This window comes from Ruegeria sp. CDSB113, assembly GCF_059611045.1.
Map to the genome: position 1 here is coordinate 39,256 of NZ_JBXWOU010000017.1, position 22,982 is coordinate 62,237.

Genomic DNA, 22,982 nt, shown 5'->3' on the forward strand with positions numbered 1-22,982 from the left:
CGTGTCAGCTTATCGCGCGTTTCATCGCCGGGATGTTGCTGATCAGCAGCAAATCGACGGCCAGTACGGTCAGCAAGGTCAGGCCCACCAGCGGGAAGGCCATCGCGGTGAACAACCCGATCAGGACAGCCCCTTTCCACAATGGCAGTTCTGCAGGCATCGGCGGTGCAGCCAGACGCCCGGCCCGCTGAGGCCGGCGCTTAACCCACATCACAACACCTGAGACGCAGACAAAGATGACCGACAGGCAGAACACCAGGTTCAGGACAAAGTTCCACATGCCCATCAGACCCATGTGAAACGGGATCCCAATGGCCATGGATTTTCCCATCAACGAGTAATCCTCATACCGGACATCCGCCAGAATCTTGCCGGTAAATTGGTCGACATGAACGGTGCGGTCGTTCACCGGATCGGTCGAGTCGCTGCTCATGCTGTCGCGGTTCAGGGTCCAGACACCATCCTCGCCGCTGGGATAGGCTACGCGGAACCTGCCTGTCATATCCAAGGCGGTGCCAAGGGCCACAAGCGCGTCGATATCGACCGGCGTGCCTTGTGGGACGCCGCGGGTCCCGGCCTCGGACCCAGAGGCGGGCATGGGCGTTTGTTCCAACGCCCATGGGGCGTCATTCTGGTGGCCGTGGTTCATGCTGGCGTGGATGTCATCGGACAGGGGGACATTGTCCCATTTCTCGGCCGGAAAGCTGCTCCATGGCTGAACGATCATGCCGCCCCAGACGCCCGCCCAGGACAGGCCCGAAATCAGGAAGACCACCAACAGCCCGGACATCCAGAACCCAATCACAGCGTGCAGCGACCGCCACAATGCGCGGCCGCGTGCGCGCAGGTTGGGAACAATAGCGGCCAAAGTGTTTCCACGCGGCCACCACATGTAAAGGCCGGTAAAGACCAAAAGCAGGCTCAGCCCCGCTGCGATTTCAATGATGCGGTCTCCGGTCGTGCCAATCAGAAGGGTCGAGTGGATGTTGTCGGCCAGATCATACCACCCGGCGCGACGATCCCAGACCTGCAGAACCTCTCCGGCATAAGGATCGACGGCAACAAGACGCTGACCTTCTTCGGTTTTGATGCGAAATACAGTGGCCAGATTATCAGCCTTCGGACCGATCCATTCCACAACCGTGCCGGGCACCTCATCAAGGGCGATAAGGGCCTGTTGTGAGGCCGGTAACGCTTGCCCGTGGACATCAACGGCGATTTTTTCGCCGTCGCGACCGTCGAACTGAGTGATGAACATCATCATTAGTCCGGTTACTGCCAGAATGATCAGGAACGGGATGACGAAGATCCCGGCATAAAAGTGCCACCGCCAGGCGGCGAAATAGAATTTTTGCGCAGCAGTGTTCTGCGCCGGGGTATCCCCCAGGTTTTGGCTGTCCAGTGCCATTTTTGTTCTCCGGATTCGATTATTGCCCCGCGCAGCGCGTGCACGGGTTCAAAAGTGTTGAGCTGAATCAGGAAAAGAAGGGTGGCCCCCGCGCATCATAGCGGGCGTAGAACCCGGCACTGCGATGGGTGAAATCACGATGGATCCAGCGTGGCTGGATTTTCGCCGTAAAAGGGACGATCTCGCCGACTGACGGCAAGTGTGTATCCGCCGTTAGGCCCGCGAATGGGCACATTGCGCGCGAATCCGTGTCGTCGTGCCCAGGATCGCCGGGGTTCAGGTCAACCCATTGTTCGACTGTTCCATCGCCAGTACAGATCACCAGCAGCACTTTCCCATCGCTGCCCATCGCTGGCATCCAGCCCTGCGGGATCATGCCGGTCAGCACAACTGCCAGCAACGTAAGGATTGGGAAAATGCGGCCGATCCGGATCATTCCAGATGTGCGATGATCGAACGAAGGGTCGGAATACCGTCACCCTTTTCGGACGACGTCAGCACGATTTCCGGATATGCCGCCGGGTGCTTGGACAATGCGCCGCGTACCTGATCCAACACCTTCTGCCGGTCATTGGCCTTGACCTTGTCCGCCTTGGTCATCACGCATTGAAATGTAACAGCGCTGGAATCCAGCAGCTTCATGATCTCGGCATCGACCGGCTTCACCCCATGGCGCGAGTCAATCAGGACAAAGGCCCGTCGCAGGGTCTGGCGGCCGCTTAGATACTGTTTCAGCAGCCGCTGCCATTTTTCAACGACCTTCACCGGGGCGTTGGCGTAGCCGTACCCGGGCAGGTCAACCAGATAAAGCTCGGGACCTTGGGTGAAAAAGTTGATCTCTTGCGTGCGGCCCGGAGTGTTGGACGCGCGTGCCAGACCTTTGGTGCCGGTCAGCGCATTGATCAGGCTAGACTTGCCGACGTTTGAACGTCCGGCAAAGCAGACCTCAAGCCGGTCAGGGGTCGGCAGGCCATTCATGGCGACCACGCCTTTGACAAACTCGGATTGTCCCGCAAACAATTTGCGGCCGCGTTCCAGCGCAAACTTGTCCGGGTCTTCGACCAGTGGGAAGGGTAGGGTGCTCATAACGGATGAACCTTATCGCCAACTGAAATTGCGCCGCCTCGGACAACCTCGGCGTAAACGCCGAAATCCTGATGACCCCAGCTGTTCAATGTGCCCAGCGTATCCGCATCGCGCACGCCGGTTTTCGGATTTGCCGTTGTCGCCAAACAGCGTCGGATGCGTTCTTTGACATGGAACACGGCCTCACCGATCTGTACTTCGCGATCCAGCCAGTCGAATTCTTCCCACAGGGGCAGGCCATCGAACCAGATGTTGCCACGCCAGCGCTGGATCGACAGATCGCTGCCAAGCTTTTGCCCGACCGCGCGGTGCGATGCCATGTTGCACAGGCTGATCGAGGGGTAGTCACTGTCAGTCATGCCGCGACCCGGCACTCGGATAATCCGGGCTGACGCCGCCCGATCCGTAGGCATCAACGGCTGGACCCAGTCCAAAAAGACCTGCTGTTCGCCATCCGGATCAAAAGTCAGATCCGGACGATCTGGATGTGTCAGAGTTATCGTGTCGCCGTTCAGCCGGGCCGAGATAGCCATCAGTTGCGGTGCTTTCGCCCCGCGACTGAAATTGGCGCAAGGCACCCATTGAGAGCCATCCGCCTTCGACGCCTCGTGCGCGACTGCCCAAACGCGATCCCCGGGCATGGTCTGCCCGGGGGTCACTGATACGGTCTGGAGGGCCTCGCGACCATGGCTTTTGATCGGATGCCGCCACATATGGGTTACTTCAGCATTCATTTGTCGTCCGTTTTGGGCGTCCGCTTGAAGCCGGATTTGATGTTGCCGAACACGTCAGGCTTATAGCCCTGACTGCGCATGATCAGGTATTGCTGCGTGAAGGTGATCGTGTTGTTCGCGATCCAGTAAACAACCAGTCCGCTGGCAAAGCTGCCCAACATGAACATGAACACCCAAGGCATCCAGGCAAAGATCATCGCCTGAGTCGGGTCAGTTGGTGCCGGGTTCAGCTTTTGCTGCAACCACATCGAGATCCCCAACAGCAACGGCAGGATGCCGATGAAGATCAGTGCCATGAAGGTATCTGGCTGCGGACCGGCAAAGGGCAGCAAACCAAACAGGTTCATGATCGAAGTCGGATCAGGTGCGCTGAGGTCCTGGAACGGGCCAAACCAGGGGGCCTGACGCAGTTCGATAGTGACGAAGATCACCTTATACAGCGAGAAGAAGATCGGGATCTGCATCAGGATCGGCAAACAGCCCGCGGCGGGGTTTACCTTTTCCTTCTTGTACAGCTCCATCATGCCCTGCTGCATCTTTTGGCGATCGTCGCCTGCGGCTTCTTTCATGGCCTCCATCTGCGGCTGAAGCTCTTTCATCTTCGCCATCGAGACGTAGGATTTGTACGCCAGCGGGAACAGGATCGCCTTGATGATCAGCGTCAGGCCAATGATCGACCAACCCATGTTGCCGATCAGGGCGTTGATGTTGTGCAGCAGCCAGAAAATCGGCTTGGTCAGGAAGTAGAACCAGCCCCAGTCGATGCTGTCGACGAACTTCTGTACACCGTCAGCCTGATACTCGCGGATGGTTTCCCATTCTTTGGCACCCGCGAACAGTTGGGTAGTGACTTCTTCAGTTGCGCCGGGCGCGACAGTCAGCGTCGGCAGAACCGTTTCGGTCTGATAAATCTTGCGGCGGGCGTCATATTTTGCCGCAGCCTTGAATGCCGATCCCTCTGCAGGGATCAGAGTGGTCATCCAGTAGTGATCGGTAAAGCCGACCCAGCCACCTTCCTTGACCTGAAAGACTTCGGCTTGCGCACGCTCATTCGGGTCAATGTCAAAGTCGCGCACATCGCCATAGTCGATCTCGTCCAGAACGCCGTCAGCCATAACCATAACGCCTTCATGCAGGATGAAGAAGTTTTTCAGATCGGGCAGGTCACCGTCTTCGCCAATGCCGTGACGGGCCAGGATGCCATATGGGGCCATGCCGACCTCGGCCTGGGTATTGTTCTCAACCGACTGGGTGACGGTGAACATGTAGTCCTGGTCAACCTCAATAGTGCGGCGGAAGGTCAGGCCCTTGCTGTTGTCCCATTTCAGAGTGACCGGAGTATCGACCCCCAGGGTTTCGCCGTCTTCGACGGTCCACAGTGTATTAGGGCCGGGGACGTCAGCGCCGGCGACGCCTGCGCCCGGTGCCCATCCGTACAAGGCATAGTAAGCCGATTCCGAACCAACGGGCGACAGCAGTTCGACAATGGGTGCGCCTTCTTCGATCGAAACTTTGTAATCTTTCAGGAACAGTTCATCGATACGACCGCCGGACAGGGACAGGCTGCCTTTCAGGCGCGGTGTTTCAATCTCGACCCGAGGTGCTTGGGCGTCGGGCTCGATCTCGGTGGCGTCTGCGGTTGCTTCACCAACTGTATTGGTGCCAGCAGCGCTTGGGGTCTGAACCTCTGTACCATCAGTCGCGCTGATCTCGGCAGATTCCGGTGCGGTCGTCGGCTCGGGCGGTGGAAACAGCACGAACCAAACCAGGATCACGAGAAAGCTGAGCGCGGTTGCGAGGATGAGGTTCTTGTTCTGATCGTCCATCGGGGACAGCCACCTTAAGCAGTGAAAGACACCCGCTGGGTTCAACAGAGTGCGGGCCCAAAGGTCAAGCGGAATCGCCCTGTAATTCATCACCGATTGGGGTTCTGTGGCGTTAATTCGCGCCTAAGGACGTGCCTGACGCCCGATTTTTGGCATTCCGTTGAGTTTGTTCTGATGTGCGGCCATCCAGTCCAACGTCTTTTCAAATGGCATGGGCTTGCCAATTCCAAACCCCTGCACGTGGTCGCAACCCAATTGCGCCATAAGTGCATGTTCGCCTTGTGTCTCGACCCCCTCGGCCAGAGTTTCGACATTCAGCCGTTCCGCCATGGTCAAAATCGCGCTGACCAACTGCTGCTGGCTTGCGTCCCGATCCGCTTTTGCAACGAAGGACCGATCGATTTTAATGCGTGAGACGTCAAAGCGCTTGATCGACGCAATGGACGCGTGGCCGGTGCCGAAATCATCGAGGTCAATGCAGCAGCCGAGCTTGGACATGCTTATCACGTTGCGTGTGATCACGTCATCGGGCCGTCTGGAAAACACTGTTTCAAGAATCTCGACGGTCAATCTGTCGGGCGTCAGGTCATTTTGATCCAGCTCCCATTTCAGACGGTCGATCAACGCCGGGTCGCGCAGTTCTTCTGATGAGAAATTCACGCCAATCCGGGGCACGACGACACCGGCACGGTTCCACTGGTGCATGGCGGCGAAAGCGTGATGGCGCATCACCTGACCCAAGCGTTCCATCAGATCTGCTTGCTCGGCAAAAGGCAGGAAAACCTGCGGTCCCAACACGCCTTTCTGCGGGTGTTCCCAACGGGCAAGCGCCTCGAACCCGGTAACGTGGCCGGTGTCGGTGGAAATCTGCGGCTGAAACCATGGGCGGATTTCGCCACTATCCAATGCCGCAATAAACTCATTGCGCAGGTTGGCGCGCACGCGAGCCCTCCGCTGCGTTTCAGATGAAAAGGCGCGGATGGTTGCAGGGCCGTTTCTTTGCGCTTCGGCCAAGGCTGCGTTGGCGGCATCGATCCACTCGGCAAAGGTGATGTCGGGCAAAGTGGATTGCAAACAAAACCCGATTGAACATGACATGTAAACGCTGGTCCCATTCAGCATGATTGGCTCGTCAACAGCGGCCTGAATGCGCCCTGACATCTGAATGCAAGCCTCCAGGTCCAGATTCTGTGCGGCATGCAGGCCGATTGCAATCTTGCCTTGGTCCAGACCCGCGGCAATATCATGGGAGCGGATGACAGAGAGAACGCGATCGCGGAACTGCTCAGCCATCAGGTTTCCGGCCGCATTGCCGTGCAGATCAAGACATTCAGAAAACCCGTCCAATTCGACAACCATGCAGGCAGCTTCGTGACCGGTGCGTTGGTTTTCCGTGAACAGCGTTTCCATCTCGGCGGCAAATCTATCGAGAGACATGAGGCCGTTATCGTCTTTTTCCCGGTTGCTGGCACTGTGCGCGGTTGAAACCGCGGCAAACACAAGTGGCAGGGTAAGTGCCACGACAACCAATGCCCGCTCACCACCAATCCAATACGCGGCCAGACTGATCGCAGGCGCGAAGGCCAAGGCGGGCGGGCCGCTTAGCACCATGGCAAGAGAGTCAAAAATTCTGCTGACTGAGATATGTTTCCACATCGGATCTTCGGGCCTCTACTTTGCGTCTGAAACGCTCAGGTCGACCCTAGGAAACCAATCTGAGTCACTCGTTAACGGAGCTGCGGAATTTCGCCCGAATTTTCGTCATTTTCATTCGGTTTGAGTGCAAGATTTTGAAAATCAAACAATTTTTGGTCCAAAAGATGCGACGGACGCGCATTTGTCAGGGCCCGGAACATCACTTGACGGCGTCCGGGGCTGTTCTTTTCCCACTGATCCAAAATCTGTTTGACCTGCTGACGTTGCAACCCATCCTGACTGCCGCAGAGGTCGCAGGGGATAATCGGATAGTTCATCGAGGTCGCGAATTTCTCGCAATCGGCCTCAGCCACATGGGCGAGGGGGCGGAAGACGAACAAATCGCCTTCTTCGTTCACCAGCTTGGGCGGCATGGTGGCCAAGCGCCCGCCGTGAAACAGGTTCATGAAGAACGTCTCGAGGATATCGTCGCGGTGATGGCCCAGTACGACGGCCGAGCATCCCTCTTCCCGCGCAATGCGGTACAGGTTGCCTCGGCGCAGGCGCGAACACAGGGCGCAAAAAGTGCGGCCCTGCGGAACCTTGTCCATGACGATGGAATAGGTGTCCTGATATTCGATGCGATGCGGAACGCCCATTCGTTCCAGGAACTCGGGCAGGACAGTGGCCGGAAATCCGGGCTGGCCCTGGTCGAGGTTGCAGGCCAGTAAATCGATGGGCAGCAGGCCACGCCATTTCAGTTCGTACAGAACGGCCAGCAGAGTATAACTGTCCTTACCGCCGGACAGGCATACCAGCCAGCGGGGCGGTTTCCCGTCCTTGTCATGCGCGGACGGGTCCACCATCCCATAGTGCTCGATGGCTTCACGGGTCTGCCGCACAATGCGTTTGCGCAGTTTTTTGAACTCGGTGGTCGAGGGCGCGCCTGCAAAGAGCGGGTGGATATCGTCAGCTTCGTCAAACATGCGCTGCCCCTACAGCAGTTAAGCCAACCGGGCAAGTGGCCGGGTCAGCCCAGTCGGGCAAGCAGGGCGTCCGTGTCCAGCCCGGATACCGATCCGTAAATGCGACCGCTGTTGCCCAAAAGCCTTGTGGCGATGAACCCGTCTGCAACGGCCGCGGGTGCGCGACGCAATAGCTGAGCTGCTGTCAGCAGCAATGCAGTACGTTCGGCAAACCAACGGGCTTCACTCTCAGGCGGCAGCCCGGGCCACCGATCACGATGCGCCTTGAGCGCGGCGTCATAGCCGTGGTCGACACCCGTTGCTATATCCAGTTCGGCCTGCAGGACCTCAGCGGCCAGCGGGTCGCGAGACAGGCTGCGCAGAATGTCGAGACAGATCACATTGCCCGACCCCTCCCAAATACCGTTCAGCGGGGCTTCGCGATACAGCAGGGGCAGGGGCGTGTCTTCGACATAGCCCATGCCACCCAGCACCTCCATTGCCTCAACGACTACGGCCGGGCATCGCTTGTTATTTAGGAACTTGGCCAAGGCGACACTGATACGGGCAAAGGCCTTGTCTTCGGGTGACTGGCCGTCGAAGGCTTGTGCGACGCGCATCCCCAGCGTCAGCGCGCCCTCCCAGTCCAACACGAGATCCGCCAGAACAGCGCGCATCAGTGGTTGGTCGACCAACCGGCGCTGAAAAGCGCTGCGATGGGTGACCCAATGATGCGCCTCGGTGAGCGCTGCGCGCATCAGGCCTGCCGGGGCCACGGCCGTGTCCAGCCGGGTATGATGGACCATCTCGATAATTGTCCGAACACCCGCGCCTTCGTCGCCCATTTGGTAAGCCAGTGCATCGTGATATTCGATCTCGGATGAGGCGTTGGATCTGTTGCCCAGCTTGTCCTTGAGCCGCATCAGGTGAATGGCGTTGCGTTCACCGTCCAGCCAGCGTGGGACGAGAAAACAGGTCAGCCCGCCCGGCGCTTGCGCTAGGGTCAGAAATCCGTCCGACATCGGGGCCGAGCAGAACCACTTGTGCCCGCGCAGACGCCAGTGCTCTCCGTCTCGAGTAGCGATGGTGGTATTGGCGCGCACGTCCGAACCGCCCTGTTTTTCGGTCATTGCCATGCCCAGAGTGGCGCTGGATTTTTGTTCGACCGGTTTCGTCGTCGGATCATAACTGCGCGCCATGAGCTTTGGCCGCCAGACCGAGGCGATCTGTTCATTTGCGGCAAGAGCCGGGATTGCCGCGTAGGTCATGGTCAATGGGCAGCAATGGCCCGGCTCAACCTGGCTGGCCAGATACATCATCGCGGCGTGGGTCGTGTGGCCGCCGGACTGACCGTCCCAGGCCAAGGCCGCATAGCCGGCAGATTGACTGATCTGCATCATCTCATGATAGGCGGGGTGAAACCGTACCTCGTCCAGGCGCCTACCGCCCTGATCGAACAATCGAAGTTCGGGGAGGTGCCGATTGGCCTCACGCCCCAGCTCGCGGGTTTCCACCCGTCCCAACGTTTCCCCGTAAGCCGCTAAAGGCGCTTCGCGACCGCCCGTGAAATGAACGGCGTTTCGCAGAACGGGATCTGAAGACCAGAGGTTAGAATCCCCGCGCACAGGCGGCTGATTCAATACGTCATGTGTCGGCAGGGAATGGCGGGCGTCGGATGTCATCTGAACCTCGGGCAGTACGGGTTCAAGTGTTCAGCGCATGTCCGAATGGGTCAAGGCTGACGGAGGGTCATAAAGATCAGCTGTCATCTTCCTTGCGGCTTGGCACGGGGTCGTACCCATCGCCGCCCCAGGGATGGCATCGGCCAATCCGCCGTGCCGCCAGCCAGCTTCCCTTGATGGCCCCATGCTTTTCCAATGCTTCCAGCGCATAGGCCGAGCAGGTGGGCTGGTATCGGCAATTGAAGCCAACCCAGGGACTGAAGACCAGCCGATAGGCCCTGACAGGCAAAGCCACGATATGAGAGAAGAGGGTCATTTCCGCCCGCTGTGCACTTTGCGAAGCGCATAACGCAGATCGTCCAGAAGCGCCTCATATGGTCGAGCGGCCGTCGTTTCAGCCCGGCCGATCAGGACGTAATCCCACCCGTCATGGCCATTGACGGGCAGAACAGCTCGCGCGGCTTCGCGCAATCTGCGCTTGGCGCGGTTGCGGGCAACGGCATTGCCAACCTTTTTGGAACAGGTAAAGCCTACCCGAATTCCGGTCGCCTCGTCCGGGGTACGTTTGCGAGCCTGCACCATCATCGAAGATGTGCCCTGCCTGCGGGCACGCGCTGCCTTAAGGAAATCAGATCGTTTCCTGAGAACGGTCAAAGTTTCAGGCGCGCAAACGGACGCCGCCGGGGGCGTTTCCCCGGGCTGGTTCTTACCATCCACGAGGGGCCTCCGGCGGCGTCATGTTCATAACCTGATCGGTGAGCGGTTTACGCGCTCAGCGACTTGCGGCCGCGTGCGCGGCGCGAGTTCAGGATTTTGCGGCCGGCCTTAGTGGCCATGCGCGCGCGGAAACCGTGGCGGCGTTTGCGAACCAGGTTCGAAGGCTGATAGGTGCGTTTCATCGCTCCGTCTCCAATCTATGCGGTCGGGTGCAGCGCGGATTCGCCTGCCCGTGGTGTTCGAAGCCCGTCCTCTACTGGGTAGTGGGGGGTAAGTCAAACCCCTAGGTGGGGGTTTTCGTGGCTTTTGCAACAATTCTGTAATCGGGTAGGGCAAAAGGTTTCAAAACAGCTGGATTATCGCCCCAAACCCTCACATTCCCTACCAAAAACATCAAGGCAGCGTGAGCCCCCTGTTGCGTAGGGCGCAAGCAGCGCATGTTGGGGTCAGAATGAAACGTAACAAACCGGACAGCCTTATGAGCGAAACGACTCAGGCACCGCGCAACGGGTTGGCGCGGCATATTCCATTGCTGGTGATTCTCGCCGTCGCTGCGGTGGGATTCTTCACACTGGGCGACTACCTGACTTTTGAGACCCTGCGCGACAATCGTGAGGCGCTATTGACCTGGCGCGACGCCAACTATTGGGCAATGGCGGCAGCTTTCGTTGGCATTTACATTGTCATCGTCGCGTTTTCGCTGCCGGGTGCCGCAGTGGCGTCAATGACCGGCGGGTTTCTTTTCGGCCTGTTCGCCGGAACTGTGTTCAACGTGTTTGCGGCAACCATCGGAGCCTCTGCTATCTTTCTGGCGGCGCGCTGGGGGTTGGGCGAATCCCTGACCAAACGGCTTGAGTCCTCGGAAGGGACGATCAGGAAACTGAAAGACGGGCTACGCGAGAATGAGATCTCGGTGCTGTTTCTATTGCGTCTTGTTCCCGTTGTGCCGTTTTTTGTGGCCAACTTGGTGCCTGCGCTGGTTGGCGTGAGGTTCCGCAATTTCCTGATCACCACCGCGCTGGGCATTATCCCTGGCGGAATCGTCTACACCTGGATCGGTGTCGGGCTGGGTGGTGTGTTCGACCGGGGCGAAACACCTGATGTATCGCTGTTATGGGAACCATTTGTGATTGGCCCGATCATCGGCTTGTGTGTGCTGGCCACGCTGCCAATTGTCATCAAATCCCTGCGTGGCCGAAAGGACCGCTGAAATCATGCAAGAATTGAAATCCGACATCCTGGTGATTGGCGCCGGGTCCGGGGGGCTGTCAGTCGCTGCGGGCGCCAGCCAGATGGGGGCCGATGTGATCCTGCTGGAAGGTCACAAGATGGGTGGCGATTGCCTCAACTTCGGCTGTGTCCCGTCCAAGGCCCTTATTGCCAGCGGCAAGGCAGCTTACGGTCAGGCACACTCTGCCGCGCTGGGCGTGGCTGACGTAGTACCGCAGGTCGACTACGCCGCCGCCAAAGACCACGTTCACGATGTTATCGCTCAGATCGAGCCGATGGACAGTCAGGAACGGTTTGAAGGTTTCGGCGTAAATGTGATCCGGGAATTCGGCAGCTTCGTCTCTCCGACACAGGTGCAGGCGGGCGACAATTTGATCACCGCACGGCGCGTGGTGATCGCGACGGGTTCTTCGCCGTTGGTACCGCCGATTCTGGGGTTGGATCAGGTGCCATTCTATACCAACGAGACGATCTTTGACCTGCGCGACAAGCCTGAACATCTTTTGATCATTGGTGGCGGACCGATCGGGATGGAGATGGCGCAGGCGCATGTCCGACTCGGCTGTAAGGTCACGGTTGTCGAAGGCCTGAAGGCGCTGGGCAAGGATGACCCAGAGGCCGCCGCGGTCGTTCTGGACAGCTTGCGCGCCGAAGGGGTGGTTATCCATGAACAGGCTATGGTCGCCCAGATCCGCGACAACAAAGGGACCATAGAAATTGTGACCGAGGCAGGTGAGATCTATTCGGGGTCTCACCTGTTGTTGGCCGCCGGGCGTAAGGCCAACACAGACCGTTTGAACCTAAAGGCTGCCGGGATTGAACCAACCCGCAACGGGATCAAGGTCGACGATACGCTGCGCACGACGAACCGCAAAGTTTACGCCATTGGCGATGTTGCTGGTGGTCTTCAATTCACTCATGTCGCTGGATATCACGCAGGGATCATCATCCGTTCTGCGTTGTTTGGCCTACCCTCGAAGGCAAAAACCGCACATATCCCTTGGGCGACCTACACCGACCCGGAATTGGCGCAGGTAGGCCTGACCGAGGCTCAGGTTCGCGAACACCATGGTGACAAGGTCGAAATCGCGCGCTTTGACTACCACCATAACGACCGCGCAATTTCTGAGCGTAAAACCAAAGGGTTCATCAAGGTCATGGTCGTAAAGGGCCGGCCTGTGGGGGCTACAATCGTGGGGCATCAGGCCGGAGAACTGATCAACTTGTGGTCGCTTGCGTTGGCCAATAACCTGAAGATGGGGCAGATCGCCGCGATGGTTTCGCCCTATCCGACGATCGGAGAGCTTAACAAACGGGTGGCGGGTGCCTATTTCTCGCCAAGGCTGTTTGAGAATCAGATGGTTAAACAAGTGGTCAGGTTCGTCCAACGCTGGATGCCCTAACCAAGAAGGGAGAGCAGATTGAATTCGCTGTCGGGCCGATTTCTGATCCTGACGACGGTCTTCGTGATGTTGGCCGAGATTTTGATCTTTGTTCCTTCAATCGCGCGCTTTCGCGAAGATTTCCTGCTGAACCGGCTTGAGCGCGCGCAGATCGCGTCATTGGCGCTGCTGGCTGACGATATGCTGGCCGAAGACCTTGAGGCCGAATTGCTGGCCAACGCGGGTGTCTATAACGTCGTGCTGCGCCGCGATGAGGTGCGCCAGCTTATGCTTTCTTCGCCGATTCCGGAACAGATCACCAAGACCTACGATCTGCGCGACGCAGGGCCTTGGGTGTTGATCCGCGACGCGCTGGCGCGATTGTTCACTACTGAGAACGAAGTCATCCGCGTTATTGGCGAACCCGTCAAAGGGGCAGGTCTGCTGATTGAAGTCACCATAGAAAGCATGCCGCTGCGAATGGCGATGACCGATTATGGCCTGCGCATTCTGGGGCTGTCCTTCGTAATTTCCATCATCACCGCGTTCTTTTTGTTTTTGGCCGTGCGCGTCGTTCTGGTGAAACCGATCAAAAGTGTTGTTGGTTATATGCAGCGCTATGCAGGGGCGCCCGAAGACGCGAGGGGAATCATCTCGCCCAACTCCAAAGTGACCGAACTTCGCGAGGCCGAGGAAGCATTGCAGCAATTGCAGACCGAGCTGACGCAGGCCTTGAAGCAACGTGAACGGCTGGCGCAACTGGGCGGCGCGGTGGCCAAGGTCAGCCACGATTTGCGGAACATACTGACTTCGGCACAGCTCTTCACCGACCGGATTGAGACCAGCGATGATCCCTTGGTGCGGCGTATGGCGCCCAAGCTGGTGAACTCGATCACACGGGCAGTGTCGTTGTGCGAAAGCACGCTGGCCTTCGGACGCGCAGAAGAACCTGCGCCGACACTGACCATGGTGCGCATGCACGATGTCGCCGCAGATGTCGTCGCCAGCGAACAGCTGGCTGTTGCAGATGCCTGCGTCGAGATCGTGAACGACGTGCCCAAAGACCTTGTGGCCCGGGCAGACCCAGAGCAGATATTCCGTGTCATGATGAACCTTGTGCGCAATGCGCGTCAGGCCTTGGTGGCATCCGGGAAGCCGGGAAGCATCACGATCGCCGGCTGCGAGTATAAAGACGACTGGTGCGTCGAGATCAGGGATGACGGCCCCGGATTACCGCCCAAAGCACGTGAGAACCTGTTCACTCCATTTCAGGGAGGGGTGCGTAAGGGAGGCTCTGGGCTGGGGCTTGCCATCTCGCAGGAGCTGGTGCGTGGGCATGGCGGAGACCTGATACTGGCGCATACCGGGCCCGAGGGGACAACCTTTGAAATCAGGCTTCCGCGGGGCGATGGGACTTTTTGAAAACTTTTTGAAGAATCGACTTGCGTGTCCCGAACACCGGGTCTAAATACCGCCTCACCAACGCGGACCGATAGCTCAGCTGGATAGAGTACTTGACTACGAATCAAGGGGTCGGGGGTTCGAATCCTCCTCGGTCCGCCATTTAAACCCTTGTGAGGCGACACATAGTTCTGCCACCAGCGACAGAACCTTTCCTTTTTCTGGCCTCACACCTTCCATCCATCGCCCAAACCGATTTCGTTGATCCTGACCTCCTTTCGGAAAAATCAGGGCTGATTTGCAGATCAGACGCCGTAGGCGCCTGTTCCTGCTGATCTGCCACGTGGCGAACGCGGATGGGGGCGAGGCAATGCTATTCGACAATAGTGGTGCGGCCCGCAGGTGTTGAACGTCACACGAATCTGACCCAACCGTCATAGTTGGACCAGAAAAGCAGCGAACGTTCGACATCAGAAGGCGCCCCCAACGTTGGACATCAGTTGAATTTGACCTTTGCGTCATCAACTAACACGCCGCCCCCATTATCGAGCGTTTGTTTCGCTCAATGGCGACTTTGTTGATGCCATATTTGACGGGGCGCACCTTTTCCAATCCACGAGAAAGAGGGGATTACCCATCGGAGAAATACGCGGTGCATACCGCGGAAAGCATCCTGGAGTTGCTGGTGCGGTTCACCGTCGATGTCTACCACAATCGCACGCATCGGGGATTGGAGTACGCAACACCAAACAACATGTGGGATAAGCTGGTCACCGAGTTCGGCTGGTCTCCCCCGATGAGCAAGCACAAGCTCCGTCATATCCTGGGGCTGAAATTCAATCGTGAGACTGGTCGGCACGGCGTTTTGATGAACGGCGTGAACTATCATTCCAAACGTCTGGCGGAACACTTTCAAAAATACGGCCAGCAGAGTGTCGAAGTCAGTATCGATCCCGAAGATATGGGGCACATTTCTGTCTGGTTAGAGCGCGGCAAATACAGCGGGTGGTCTACGCTGGGTGCAAGGGTTGAGGGGCTCGAAGGGGTATCATTCGCCTCCTGGGAGCGGTCAATCTTTGAATTGCGTCAGAACAATCGCGCGGCGGCAAGCTTAACGCAGGGTGTGGTGGACCGTGCTATTCGGCGGATCAAGGAAATCGACGCTGAGCAATGCGTAGCGCGGCAGCTTGGCCCGATCAGGCTCACCAGCGATCAGATCAGACGTGCGCAGAAAGAGACGTTCTGGGGTCTGTCCTTAGGTTCTGATCCGGACATTGCCTATGACAAAAAGGCGGCGATACCTGATCCGGACATTGCCTATGACAAAAAGGCGGCGATACCTGATCCGGACGTTGGTTTTCTGTCAGATGAAATTCCCTACCAACCCGGTCCGCTGCCTGAGGAGGAGTCCGTGCTGCCGGAGGTGAACGAAGAGGAATGGCTCTTCAGCGATGAACTGGAGGACGAAAACGGCGATCGCACCACGGCCAAAAACGCTGATGAAAATGAGGAGAAGGGTGATGAGTAAGGACCCCAAAAATTTCCGGTCTGACAAAGACATCCGTAAAACCGTGCAAAGCTTGAGGACTCTCTATATCCCGCGTCCAGAATTCAACAAGCTAGACGCACGCTTTGGCGATCTCCTTGAGCAGCGGCGTGCGGACGATGCCGACGGTGTCATGTTCAAAGCCAGAAGTATTATGCTGGTGGGGCCGTCTGGCAGTGGGAGATGGCCAGGGGCGTTTGGCTTGTCCAAATCCCGCTGGCCCCAAAACAAGTGCGGCGGAGCTGGCTGCGCCGTTATTTTTTGCGCCAGAACACGTTGCTTTTCTAAAAAATGGGCTCTCCGCTGACTTTCTCTGCTAACAGGATCAATGACTGCAATCCGGCGATTGAAGTAGTGGTTCGTTTGGTCCGCTTGGGGGGCTGAGCACTCAACCAGAGATCGCTTCACATAAAACCGCTTCAGCGATGTTCGCGGTTTGTTATGGCGCTGCAATTCGTGCGGTGGTTGCGAAAATCGGTCAAACTGGGAACTCTGCTGGTTTCAGCGCCAAGCTTTGTCGCAACTAGCTTCATTGAGTCGCCTGGCGCTCTTTTTCCGGCCAGAATTCATCCACCACGACATATGCGATGATTACAAAGAAGGCGGCGCTGGCAACTTGCAAAACTCGAGTGATGCTCTTGACGTCAGCCTCGTCTGAAAACGGTGCAACCGACCCGCCGTATACAATCAGAGCCGTTGTAATAGCGGAGCCGGCGGCGGCGGCGAGCGGAACTTGAGATTTTCCAAGTGCTCCGAGCGTCAAGCAAAAGAAAAAACACAGCAAAATGGGGGTGAGAATAACCGGAGCTATTACGTTTATTTCATAACAAATGATGGATACTGCCGCCCCAAGAAGGTTTGCCGTCAGCATAGCTTTTGCAACTGTTTTGCCTGCAGTAGGCATTGCCGCAAGTTGTTGGCTGAGCAGCGCGACAAAGAACAGAACAAGCATTGCAGACGCGCCGGAAACAAAAAACGCCATAGCAAAAGGCACTGTGACAAGAGACATCCTGACTATTCGGCGATGTGGGTCGAAACTCGTCTGCGAGGCAGCTTTCTTGTGAGCCGCTGTTTGAGGTTCAGCGGGTATCAACACGAACATCAGCGTCGATACGAAGCCTGCAAACAGCAGGTTCAACGGTATCCAATACACGAGCACCAAAGCCAGATCTTGTGACTGCAGAACTAGGTTCGGGATCATCAATGCCCCCATTAGAGCTATAACTCCGGGTAAAACTCCGGCGCCAGAAACCGACCACATGAAAGACAGGATTATTCCAATGGCCACTAGAATGAGAAAAACAAGAGGATATGGTGAGAAGATTGACGACACCAGAAACGAAATGAACATCAATCCAATTGAGAAGACAAACAGCTTACCAAATGCTGCCAAAGGCAATGCGGCAGGTGCTTGCAGAAAAAGGGCGGCGAACACCGCCCCAACGACGGCGAGTGGCCACCCAAGAAACAAGCCCAAGGAAAAGACGCCGGTGACACCCACCGCAAGCCGGGCGACAGAGCGTTGGTCCTCAGTACGCATAGGACAGAATTGAAACCACGCGGATGTAGGTGCGGCCTACGAGGTTCAGCAACGAGTTGTCGCTTAGATACATGATCACATCGGCCTGCCCGTTCAGCTGAAAACGAAGATCGTCTTCGGTGCTTCCAGCTTCATAGCCTGGCAATACGATCCTGACTGGGAACCTTTCCGGTTCCCGCAAGAAACCTTTGGTGCTGGGCGGACTTGCAAGTTGCCCTGGCTCATCACCGCCACTCGAAGAAACAGCAGCACTAAAGCTCTCAATGACGCCCGGAACAATCTTACCTGGATGCATATCCAACACCACATCAACCGGAGACCCTATTGAAGCCCTTCCCAGGTTGTTCTCTGTAAAATACGCCTCGATCCAGACGTCAGTTGCGTCCAGAAATGTCAACAGATCCTGACCGGATCGCGCATACGTTCCAGGGGCTATCAACAGATTAGAGATCACACCTGTCGCCGGAGCACGCAGTTCAGTCCATTCAAGGTTCAGTTCTGCATCCGCCAAGGCCGCCAACGCGCGCTGGATTTTCGGGTTTTCAATCCCATCTTCACCAAGCCTCTGCTTTGCTTTTTCCAGATCCGCTTTTGCATTCTCATAGTTTGCCTCAGACTCTGCCAATTGCCCTCGTGCGTCATCAGCCTTTGAGACGGCAATCAGCCCTTTCTTTTCGAGCGCAAATACGCGTTCCGTTTGGATGCGCATCGTATCCAGATCGCTCTGCGCCCTTGCTAGTTTGGCCTGTGCCGCTCTTACCTCTGCCGAAGATGCGCCTACTTCTTGAGTGGCTTCTTCAAGGTCAGCTTCCGCTTTGTCGCGCTGAATTTCGTAGGGTCGGGAGTCGATCCTAACGAGGACATCTCCGGCCGAGACAATCTGACCGTTTTCGACCAAGACTTCTGTCACAGTGCCGGTCACCTGCGGAACGATCTGGGTCGCTACGGCTTTCACCCTGGCGTTTCCGGTAAACGGTGTTTTTCGATCAGCGACTAGGTACCAGACAAGAAAAATCAGAATGACGGCCAAGGTTGTCCATATCGTCTTCCTCATTTCGCCGCACCTTCAGCAACGCCCTCGGCTTCGGGCGAGGTATCAATCCACACTTTGAATAGCTCATAGAAGACAGCGAAGAGAACCGGCCCCATAAAGACGCCGATTAAACCGTACGCCATCATACCTCCGAGAACACCGATGAGGATGACCAACATAGGAGTCTCGAGGCCTTTTGAGATGAACACGGGTCTTAGGAAACTGTCCATTATCATGACTGGAACGGCCAATATGGTGAAGATCAAAGCAGTTCCGCCGGACATGGAGCTCCATGCGTAGATAATAACCGGTATAAGAACCAATCCGGGCCCGATTTGGATAATCGAGAGTATCAGGCAGACAAATGCCAGCGTGGCGGCCGAAGAAATCCCAAACATAGCCAACAGTATCCAAACGAAGACCGCCTGAATGGCTGCTACACCAATCACGCCTTTTGTCACGTTCCGAATCGTTGCGCCTGCCAGTGTTACGAATTCACTGCCGCGCGGTGCGAAGACACGGTTGGCAAAGCGCTGAAGGCCCTGAACCAAATTTGGCCCGGGACTGAACAACGCCCCCATAATCAACACGGACAAGGCTAAGCCTAGAAGCCCGATACCAATGCCCAACACCTTTCCGAACAGCGACTTGGTGATCTCAAGGATTTGCGCGCCATATTTTGCAAGCGCGCCGTCAAGATTGCGCTCAAACATTCCCCAGACATCGGAAATTTTGTCTCCAACCAATGGCAATTCCTTGAGGCCCTCGGGCGCAGGGGGGACTTTCAACTCACCCTTGTCTGCTTGTTCCGCGAATTCAGACCCAAGTTCTGCGGCACCAGACACCGCAGTTGCGACTGGTCCGAGGGTCAGAACAAGGCCCAGCAAAACCAAGATCGTCGTGGCAAGCTTTTTCCGACCTCCCAGCTTGGACTGCAGCCAATCAAATGCCGGGTAAAGCGCCACACAAAGGATCGTTGCCCAGATAACCACGCTTGCAAGCGGGGCCACCATGACCAGTGCGCTGTAGAGGAATAGCCCGAGAAAGAGCAATCGTATCGCTAGATCGACAATCTTTGCGTCCTGTGTCTTTTCCATTCCATCCCTCCATATGTTTTTTGAATGTTATACTCAAAAAACATAATATGTATATTTTTTTGAATTTTAGTGATCATCTATCAGCTTGAAGACGCAAATGAATCCGGGCCGCGGCTTGAGATGCACAGACAGACTAATGCCTGTGCGCGAACTCGGTTTGGTTCAATTGAGTGTGATCCATTAGTCTTCTTTTTTGTCGTCTTGGGACAAGATCGTATCTGCCACTGTGGTCGCCGCGGTCACGAAGACACCGAGGCCCACGATGATGTAAATCATTGTGAAGATCTTCCCTGCCGCGGTTTCAGGTGAGAAGTCACCAAACCCCACGGTCGAAATTGTCACTACAGAAAAGTAGATTGAGTCGAGCCAACTCCAACCTTCGACAAAATGGTAAAAGACCGATGCCCATAAAATCATTCCGATTGTGAAGGCAAGAATGCCTTTTACTCTACCGTCCTTGAAGGCGACGCCTATCCCTCGAGTTATTCTGGTTAGTGAGTTCATCGTGTCCTCGTTGATAGAAGAATTCATATATAGCAGTAATTACATGAATGTGGGAAATAGAAGGAATCTGACTGCCAGTAGTTTGGAAGATGCGTCCAGCCGCCCTAATCAAAGCTCATGCAACCGCCCGTTTCCGGCTTTTGAAACTCACTTCAAGCCAGCTGTTTTGAAACTGGTAGGCCGCACAAACCGAGCGTTTGTCATTTACCCATTACTTAGAGGTTCGAGCAAATTGGCGAGAATACCGGCTATACGGGCAAGATCATTCAGAATTCAGAACAGTTGCCGACCGCATATTCCATTAACTTGATGATTAAATGGTCTAGGCTGCCCACGGGATGAATCGGAATTTTTTGGGGAAGAACGTGCGATACGCTACAAAAGGTATTTTGATTTGTTGCGCTGTCGCGTTTGTCGCTGTGTTAGCAGCTTGGCTTTTACTGTCTTCTGCGTTGTTTTCCTCGGTCAGGACTGCTTTCGTCGAAAACCTAGTCTCTAGGAAACTTGGTCAGGAGGTTAGAATAGAAGATGAAGTGCGTCTGGGTCTTGGTCGGCAATTGCAGGTATCAGCGGCAGGGCTGGTACTACCGGGTTCCCAGAGTGTTGATGTGAACCTGGCAGCAATCGATGAGATTGAGTTTGAAGTTTCCGCGCGCGACCTTTGGAACAGTAAACTGTCGCTGAGTGGTCTTTCGCTCTCGGGCGTTCACCTGAACCTAATCACAGACAAAGACGGCGTCGGAAACTGGAAGTCCATTTCCTATACGGAAGTCGAAGCCGGGAAACCTACTGAACCTGCAAACATGCCTGTAGCCGGAATTCTAACGGACCACGAAATCGACCTGACCGATATCACCGTTCTTTATCAGAGTGATCTTAACGGGCTTGAACTGTATCTGAAGCTTCCTGAGTTGCTTTTAAAGCGCGATGCGGAAACCGATGTTGCGACCGCAGTTGGGGCTGGTTCGCTAAACGGAGAGAAGTTTGATCTGAACGCGACATTTCCCGCGGAAGACCCGTTTAAAGTGGCGGTGAACTTTGAACAGATTGCTTTTGTCGCCGAGGAAACCACCCAAGAGAACGGTCTGCAAGTGACAACGACCGTAGAGATTGCCGAACTTGGCCAGCTTCTCGATATCCTGAAGCTAAACCGGGTTTTAGAAGGTACAGGGAATATTGGTGCAACATTCAAATCAGTCGACGGCGTAGCACAGGTTGATGATCTTTCTGTATTGGCTGAATTAGATGGCGGACAAAGCCTTTCGCTGACGGGGCAGATCGGAGAATTGGGGAACCCGGAAGACGTATCGCTGACAACCCGAATTAGGTTGTACCCCGAAGATGCTGAACCAGCCCCTGCAGCATCGCGATATGATCTTAAACTTATCGCAGTCGACATGGTTATCGACAGCGTGCCCGGACAGGTTCCGCAGCGACAAATGGTCATTAAGACCAACGGCTTCACGCTGGACACGTCCGGCGAAGGCCCGCCCCCGATAAAGTTCTCCGAGCTTTCCAGAACTCCAGAAGGTGCCTTAAGGGTCGGAAGCATCAACTTGCGAATTGGTAACCCTGCCGATCCGTTTTTCATTTTGAACGGTTCGGTCGATGACGCGCTGCAATTGCAAGGCATATCAGCTGAAGGCCTAATGGATATTCCGGCAAGTAGTTTGATCTCGCCAGAATTGTTGGGACCAGACGACCAGCTTGGCAGGTTTTCCGGTGACTTCCATTTGAACGGCGACATAGATCAGCTTTCGCTGACGAATTTGGATGGAAAGACAAGCGAAACGGAAGTCTGGATCCTTGAGGTGCATGGCACTGTTAAGAATGTACTCAAATTCGAGGACCTGGATTTGGCAATTGATGTCGCAGTCCCATCCGGAGCGGACCTTTTGGAGGCACTATCGCTTGAACGCGTGGAAACCGGGCAGGCTCGCCTTGAAATCGACCTCGTTAGCGAAGGCACCGATTGGAACGTTAGTGCCAATGTTGTGGTCGCTGACTCTGTCTTGCAGATTTTGGCCGATCTAGATGATGCAACAAGTGACCCGGTGCTGCAGGGTTCCATTGAGAGTGACCTGATAAAGATAGATCAGATTCGAACTATCGTTCAGGCCGCTGCACAGTTGCGGAAAATAGGCGGTCCAGAGCCGGAGGAGCAAGAATCTAAGCAAGAAGACGAGGGCGACCAAGGTGCGTTAAGAGATGTAACACTTAAACCTATCGGGCGTTCAATTCTCTTGTCCGGTATGGATATGGATGTCGACGTTGACCTTCGGCACATAGAGGGTGCCAAGGGCATCAGCAGTTTGCAGAGCGAACTGACACTCAACAAAAACGAGCTTACGGCTGGACCTCTGAAGTTTGAATACGGAGGCGCTCATTTCGACGTCAGCGGGCAAATGGATCTATCAAACGACGCGCACCTGCTCACATTGACCGGCAAAGCAGGTGGCTGGCAGCTGGATGATATTCTTCACAATCTGAACTTCAAAAAGGGCGCGAGAGGTACAATCTATGCAGATTTTTCGGTCACCGGAGGAACCGATTCACCGAAGCATTTTGCCAACACAATGAGCGGCAACGCCACGGTCTCACTGCGTGATGGCTCGATCGAGACCCAGCTTTTAGATTTGGCGGGGCTTGGGGTGCTACCTTGGGTGTTTACTAAAGAGAAACAAAAGGTTGCTCCAATCGTATGTTTGCGTGCGCCGATTAGTATTTCAAATGGAAGTATTTCGACGAAACAAACCACATTGGAGACAGATCATGTCCAAGTTGTCGTCTTTGGCGGTGTTAATGTGGCGGGCAAGGTTTTGGACCTAAATCTGCAGCCCCGCAAGATTGGCGAACCTCTTTCGAAGAGCCCCTGGCCCGTGACCTTGAAGGGCCCGCTAGCAAAGCCGAAGATCAAGGTCAAAGACGGTCCGAAACGACTGAAACGATCGGATGGTGCGGACAAAATGCCAGCAAAAAGAAAACTTTGCGTTCCGGACATTTTACAACTGCAGTAGTGGCGGAGGCAGTCGATAAAAAAACACTTTTAAAGTTCAAAAAGAATGACATCGCTTTCTGGAAGCGATTTTTGCTTTGGGTTTTCTCTCGATATATTCCGCACTTTAGGCGAATGGAAACTCTCTTGGAGTTCAGCCGACACGATGGAAGACCTTTGAGACGCAAATGGAAAAAAATG

General features: G+C 55.7%; 20 protein-coding genes, 1 tRNA gene and 1 pseudogene. 7 read left to right on the forward strand and 15 right to left on the reverse strand.

Annotation, left to right across the window (positions count from 1 at the left end):
- Window positions 1-4 precede the first annotated feature (4 nt).
- The 11 genes and pseudogenes from AC2FIS_RS21225 to rpmH form a co-directional block, all read right to left on the reverse strand.
- A complete protein-coding gene (locus AC2FIS_RS21225; RefSeq protein WP_496775255.1) occupies window positions 5-1,408 on the reverse strand; it encodes a PepSY-associated TM helix domain-containing protein in 1,404 nt (467 codons plus the stop codon).
- 67 nt (window positions 1,409-1,475) lie between these two features.
- Window positions 1,476-1,844: a DUF2946 family protein gene (locus AC2FIS_RS21230; protein ID WP_496775256.1), complete on the reverse strand. Its 369-nt coding sequence runs from the start codon at window positions 1,842-1,844 to the stop codon at window positions 1,476-1,478.
- Window positions 1,841-2,494 (reverse strand): ribosome biogenesis GTP-binding protein YihA/YsxC, encoded by a 654-nt coding sequence (gene yihA, locus AC2FIS_RS21235; protein ID WP_058276193.1) that lies wholly within the window; start codon window positions 2,492-2,494, stop codon window positions 1,841-1,843. The genes AC2FIS_RS21230 and yihA overlap by 4 nt, the downstream gene beginning before the upstream one ends.
- Entirely contained in the window at window positions 2,491-3,228 is a 738-nt protein-coding gene (locus AC2FIS_RS21240) for an MOSC domain-containing protein (protein ID WP_496775257.1), read from the reverse strand. Before AC2FIS_RS21240 ends, yihA begins: the two co-directional genes overlap by 4 nt.
- Window positions 3,225-5,054, reverse strand: coding sequence for a membrane protein insertase YidC (gene yidC, locus AC2FIS_RS21245; protein ID WP_058276195.1), 1,830 nt, complete (start codon window positions 5,052-5,054; stop codon window positions 3,225-3,227). The genes AC2FIS_RS21240 and yidC overlap by 4 nt, the downstream gene beginning before the upstream one ends.
- Window positions 5,055-5,177: 123 nt before the next feature.
- On the reverse strand, window positions 5,178-6,710 hold the full coding sequence (locus AC2FIS_RS21250; protein WP_496775259.1) for a putative bifunctional diguanylate cyclase/phosphodiesterase: 1,533 nt from the start codon (window positions 6,708-6,710) through the stop codon (window positions 5,178-5,180).
- Window positions 6,711-6,781: 71 nt separating this feature from the next.
- A complete protein-coding gene (gene ttcA / locus AC2FIS_RS21255; protein WP_496775260.1) occupies window positions 6,782-7,675 on the reverse strand; it encodes a tRNA 2-thiocytidine(32) synthetase TtcA in 894 nt (297 codons plus the stop codon).
- Between the two features lie 44 nt (window positions 7,676-7,719).
- On the reverse strand, window positions 7,720-9,336 hold the full coding sequence (locus AC2FIS_RS21260; protein ID WP_496775261.1) for an acyl-CoA dehydrogenase family protein: 1,617 nt from the start codon (window positions 9,334-9,336) through the stop codon (window positions 7,720-7,722).
- A 76-nt stretch (window positions 9,337-9,412) separates the two neighbouring features.
- Window positions 9,413-9,652, reverse strand: coding sequence for a membrane protein insertion efficiency factor YidD (yidD, locus tag AC2FIS_RS21265; RefSeq protein ID WP_282171074.1), 240 nt, complete (start codon window positions 9,650-9,652; stop codon window positions 9,413-9,415).
- Window positions 9,649-10,075 (reverse strand): annotated as a pseudogene (gene rnpA, locus AC2FIS_RS21270) (ribonuclease P protein component). The gene yidD and the pseudogene rnpA overlap by 4 nt, the downstream one beginning before the upstream one ends.
- A gap of 25 nt (window positions 10,076-10,100) precedes the next feature.
- The gene (rpmH, locus tag AC2FIS_RS21275; RefSeq protein ID WP_005632162.1) at window positions 10,101-10,235 is read right to left on the reverse strand and encodes a 50S ribosomal protein L34; all 135 of its coding nucleotides are present in this window, start codon (window positions 10,233-10,235) and stop codon (window positions 10,101-10,103) included.
- A gap of 296 nt (window positions 10,236-10,531) precedes the next feature.
- Here rpmH and AC2FIS_RS21280 point away from each other — a divergent pair, with 296 nt between their 5' ends.
- From AC2FIS_RS21280 to AC2FIS_RS21305, 6 genes are all read left to right on the forward strand, one after another.
- On the forward strand, window positions 10,532-11,263 hold the full coding sequence (locus tag AC2FIS_RS21280; protein WP_058276315.1) for a TVP38/TMEM64 family protein: 732 nt from the start codon (window positions 10,532-10,534) through the stop codon (window positions 11,261-11,263).
- 4 nt (window positions 11,264-11,267) lie between these two features.
- Window positions 11,268-12,686 carry a dihydrolipoyl dehydrogenase family protein gene (locus tag AC2FIS_RS21285; RefSeq protein WP_496775262.1) on the forward strand — a complete coding sequence of 473 codons (1,419 nt, stop codon included), beginning with the start codon at window positions 11,268-11,270 and terminating at the stop codon, window positions 12,684-12,686.
- 18 nt (window positions 12,687-12,704) lie between these two features.
- Complete coding sequence (locus AC2FIS_RS21290) at window positions 12,705-14,087, forward strand: ATP-binding protein (RefSeq protein ID WP_282120566.1); 1,383 nt, start codon at window positions 12,705-12,707, stop codon at window positions 14,085-14,087.
- 64 nt (window positions 14,088-14,151) lie between these two features.
- Window positions 14,152-14,228: transfer RNA gene (locus AC2FIS_RS21295), tRNA-Arg, on the forward strand.
- A 403-nt stretch (window positions 14,229-14,631) separates the two neighbouring features.
- On the forward strand, window positions 14,632-15,594 hold the full coding sequence (locus tag AC2FIS_RS21300; RefSeq protein WP_496775264.1) for a Mu transposase C-terminal domain-containing protein: 963 nt from the start codon (window positions 14,632-14,634) through the stop codon (window positions 15,592-15,594).
- Complete coding sequence (locus AC2FIS_RS21305; protein WP_496775265.1) at window positions 15,587-15,919, forward strand: hypothetical protein; 333 nt, start codon at window positions 15,587-15,589, stop codon at window positions 15,917-15,919. Before AC2FIS_RS21300 ends, AC2FIS_RS21305 begins: the two co-directional genes overlap by 8 nt.
- A 222-nt stretch (window positions 15,920-16,141) precedes the next feature.
- Here AC2FIS_RS21305 and AC2FIS_RS21310 read toward each other — a convergent pair whose 3' ends face one another.
- The 4 genes from AC2FIS_RS21310 to AC2FIS_RS21325 form a co-directional block, all read right to left on the reverse strand.
- Window positions 16,142-17,152: a DUF2955 domain-containing protein gene (locus AC2FIS_RS21310; protein WP_113791450.1), complete on the reverse strand. Its 1,011-nt coding sequence runs from the start codon at window positions 17,150-17,152 to the stop codon at window positions 16,142-16,144.
- Window positions 17,142-18,206, reverse strand: coding sequence for an HlyD family secretion protein (locus AC2FIS_RS21315; protein ID WP_496775266.1), 1,065 nt, complete (start codon window positions 18,204-18,206; stop codon window positions 17,142-17,144). Before AC2FIS_RS21315 ends, AC2FIS_RS21310 begins: the two co-directional genes overlap by 11 nt.
- A complete protein-coding gene (locus AC2FIS_RS21320; protein ID WP_496775267.1) occupies window positions 18,203-19,282 on the reverse strand; it encodes an AI-2E family transporter in 1,080 nt (359 codons plus the stop codon). Before AC2FIS_RS21320 ends, AC2FIS_RS21315 begins: the two co-directional genes overlap by 4 nt.
- Window positions 19,283-19,462: 180 nt before the next feature.
- Entirely contained in the window at window positions 19,463-19,786 is a 324-nt protein-coding gene (locus tag AC2FIS_RS21325; protein WP_496775269.1) for a potassium channel family protein, read from the reverse strand.
- 365 nt (window positions 19,787-20,151) lie between these two features.
- Between AC2FIS_RS21325 and AC2FIS_RS21330 the strand changes: the two genes are divergently transcribed.
- The gene (locus AC2FIS_RS21330) at window positions 20,152-22,803 is read left to right on the forward strand and encodes an AsmA family protein (RefSeq protein ID WP_496775270.1); all 2,652 of its coding nucleotides are present in this window, start codon (window positions 20,152-20,154) and stop codon (window positions 22,801-22,803) included.
- Window positions 22,804-22,982: the final 179 nt, after the last annotated feature.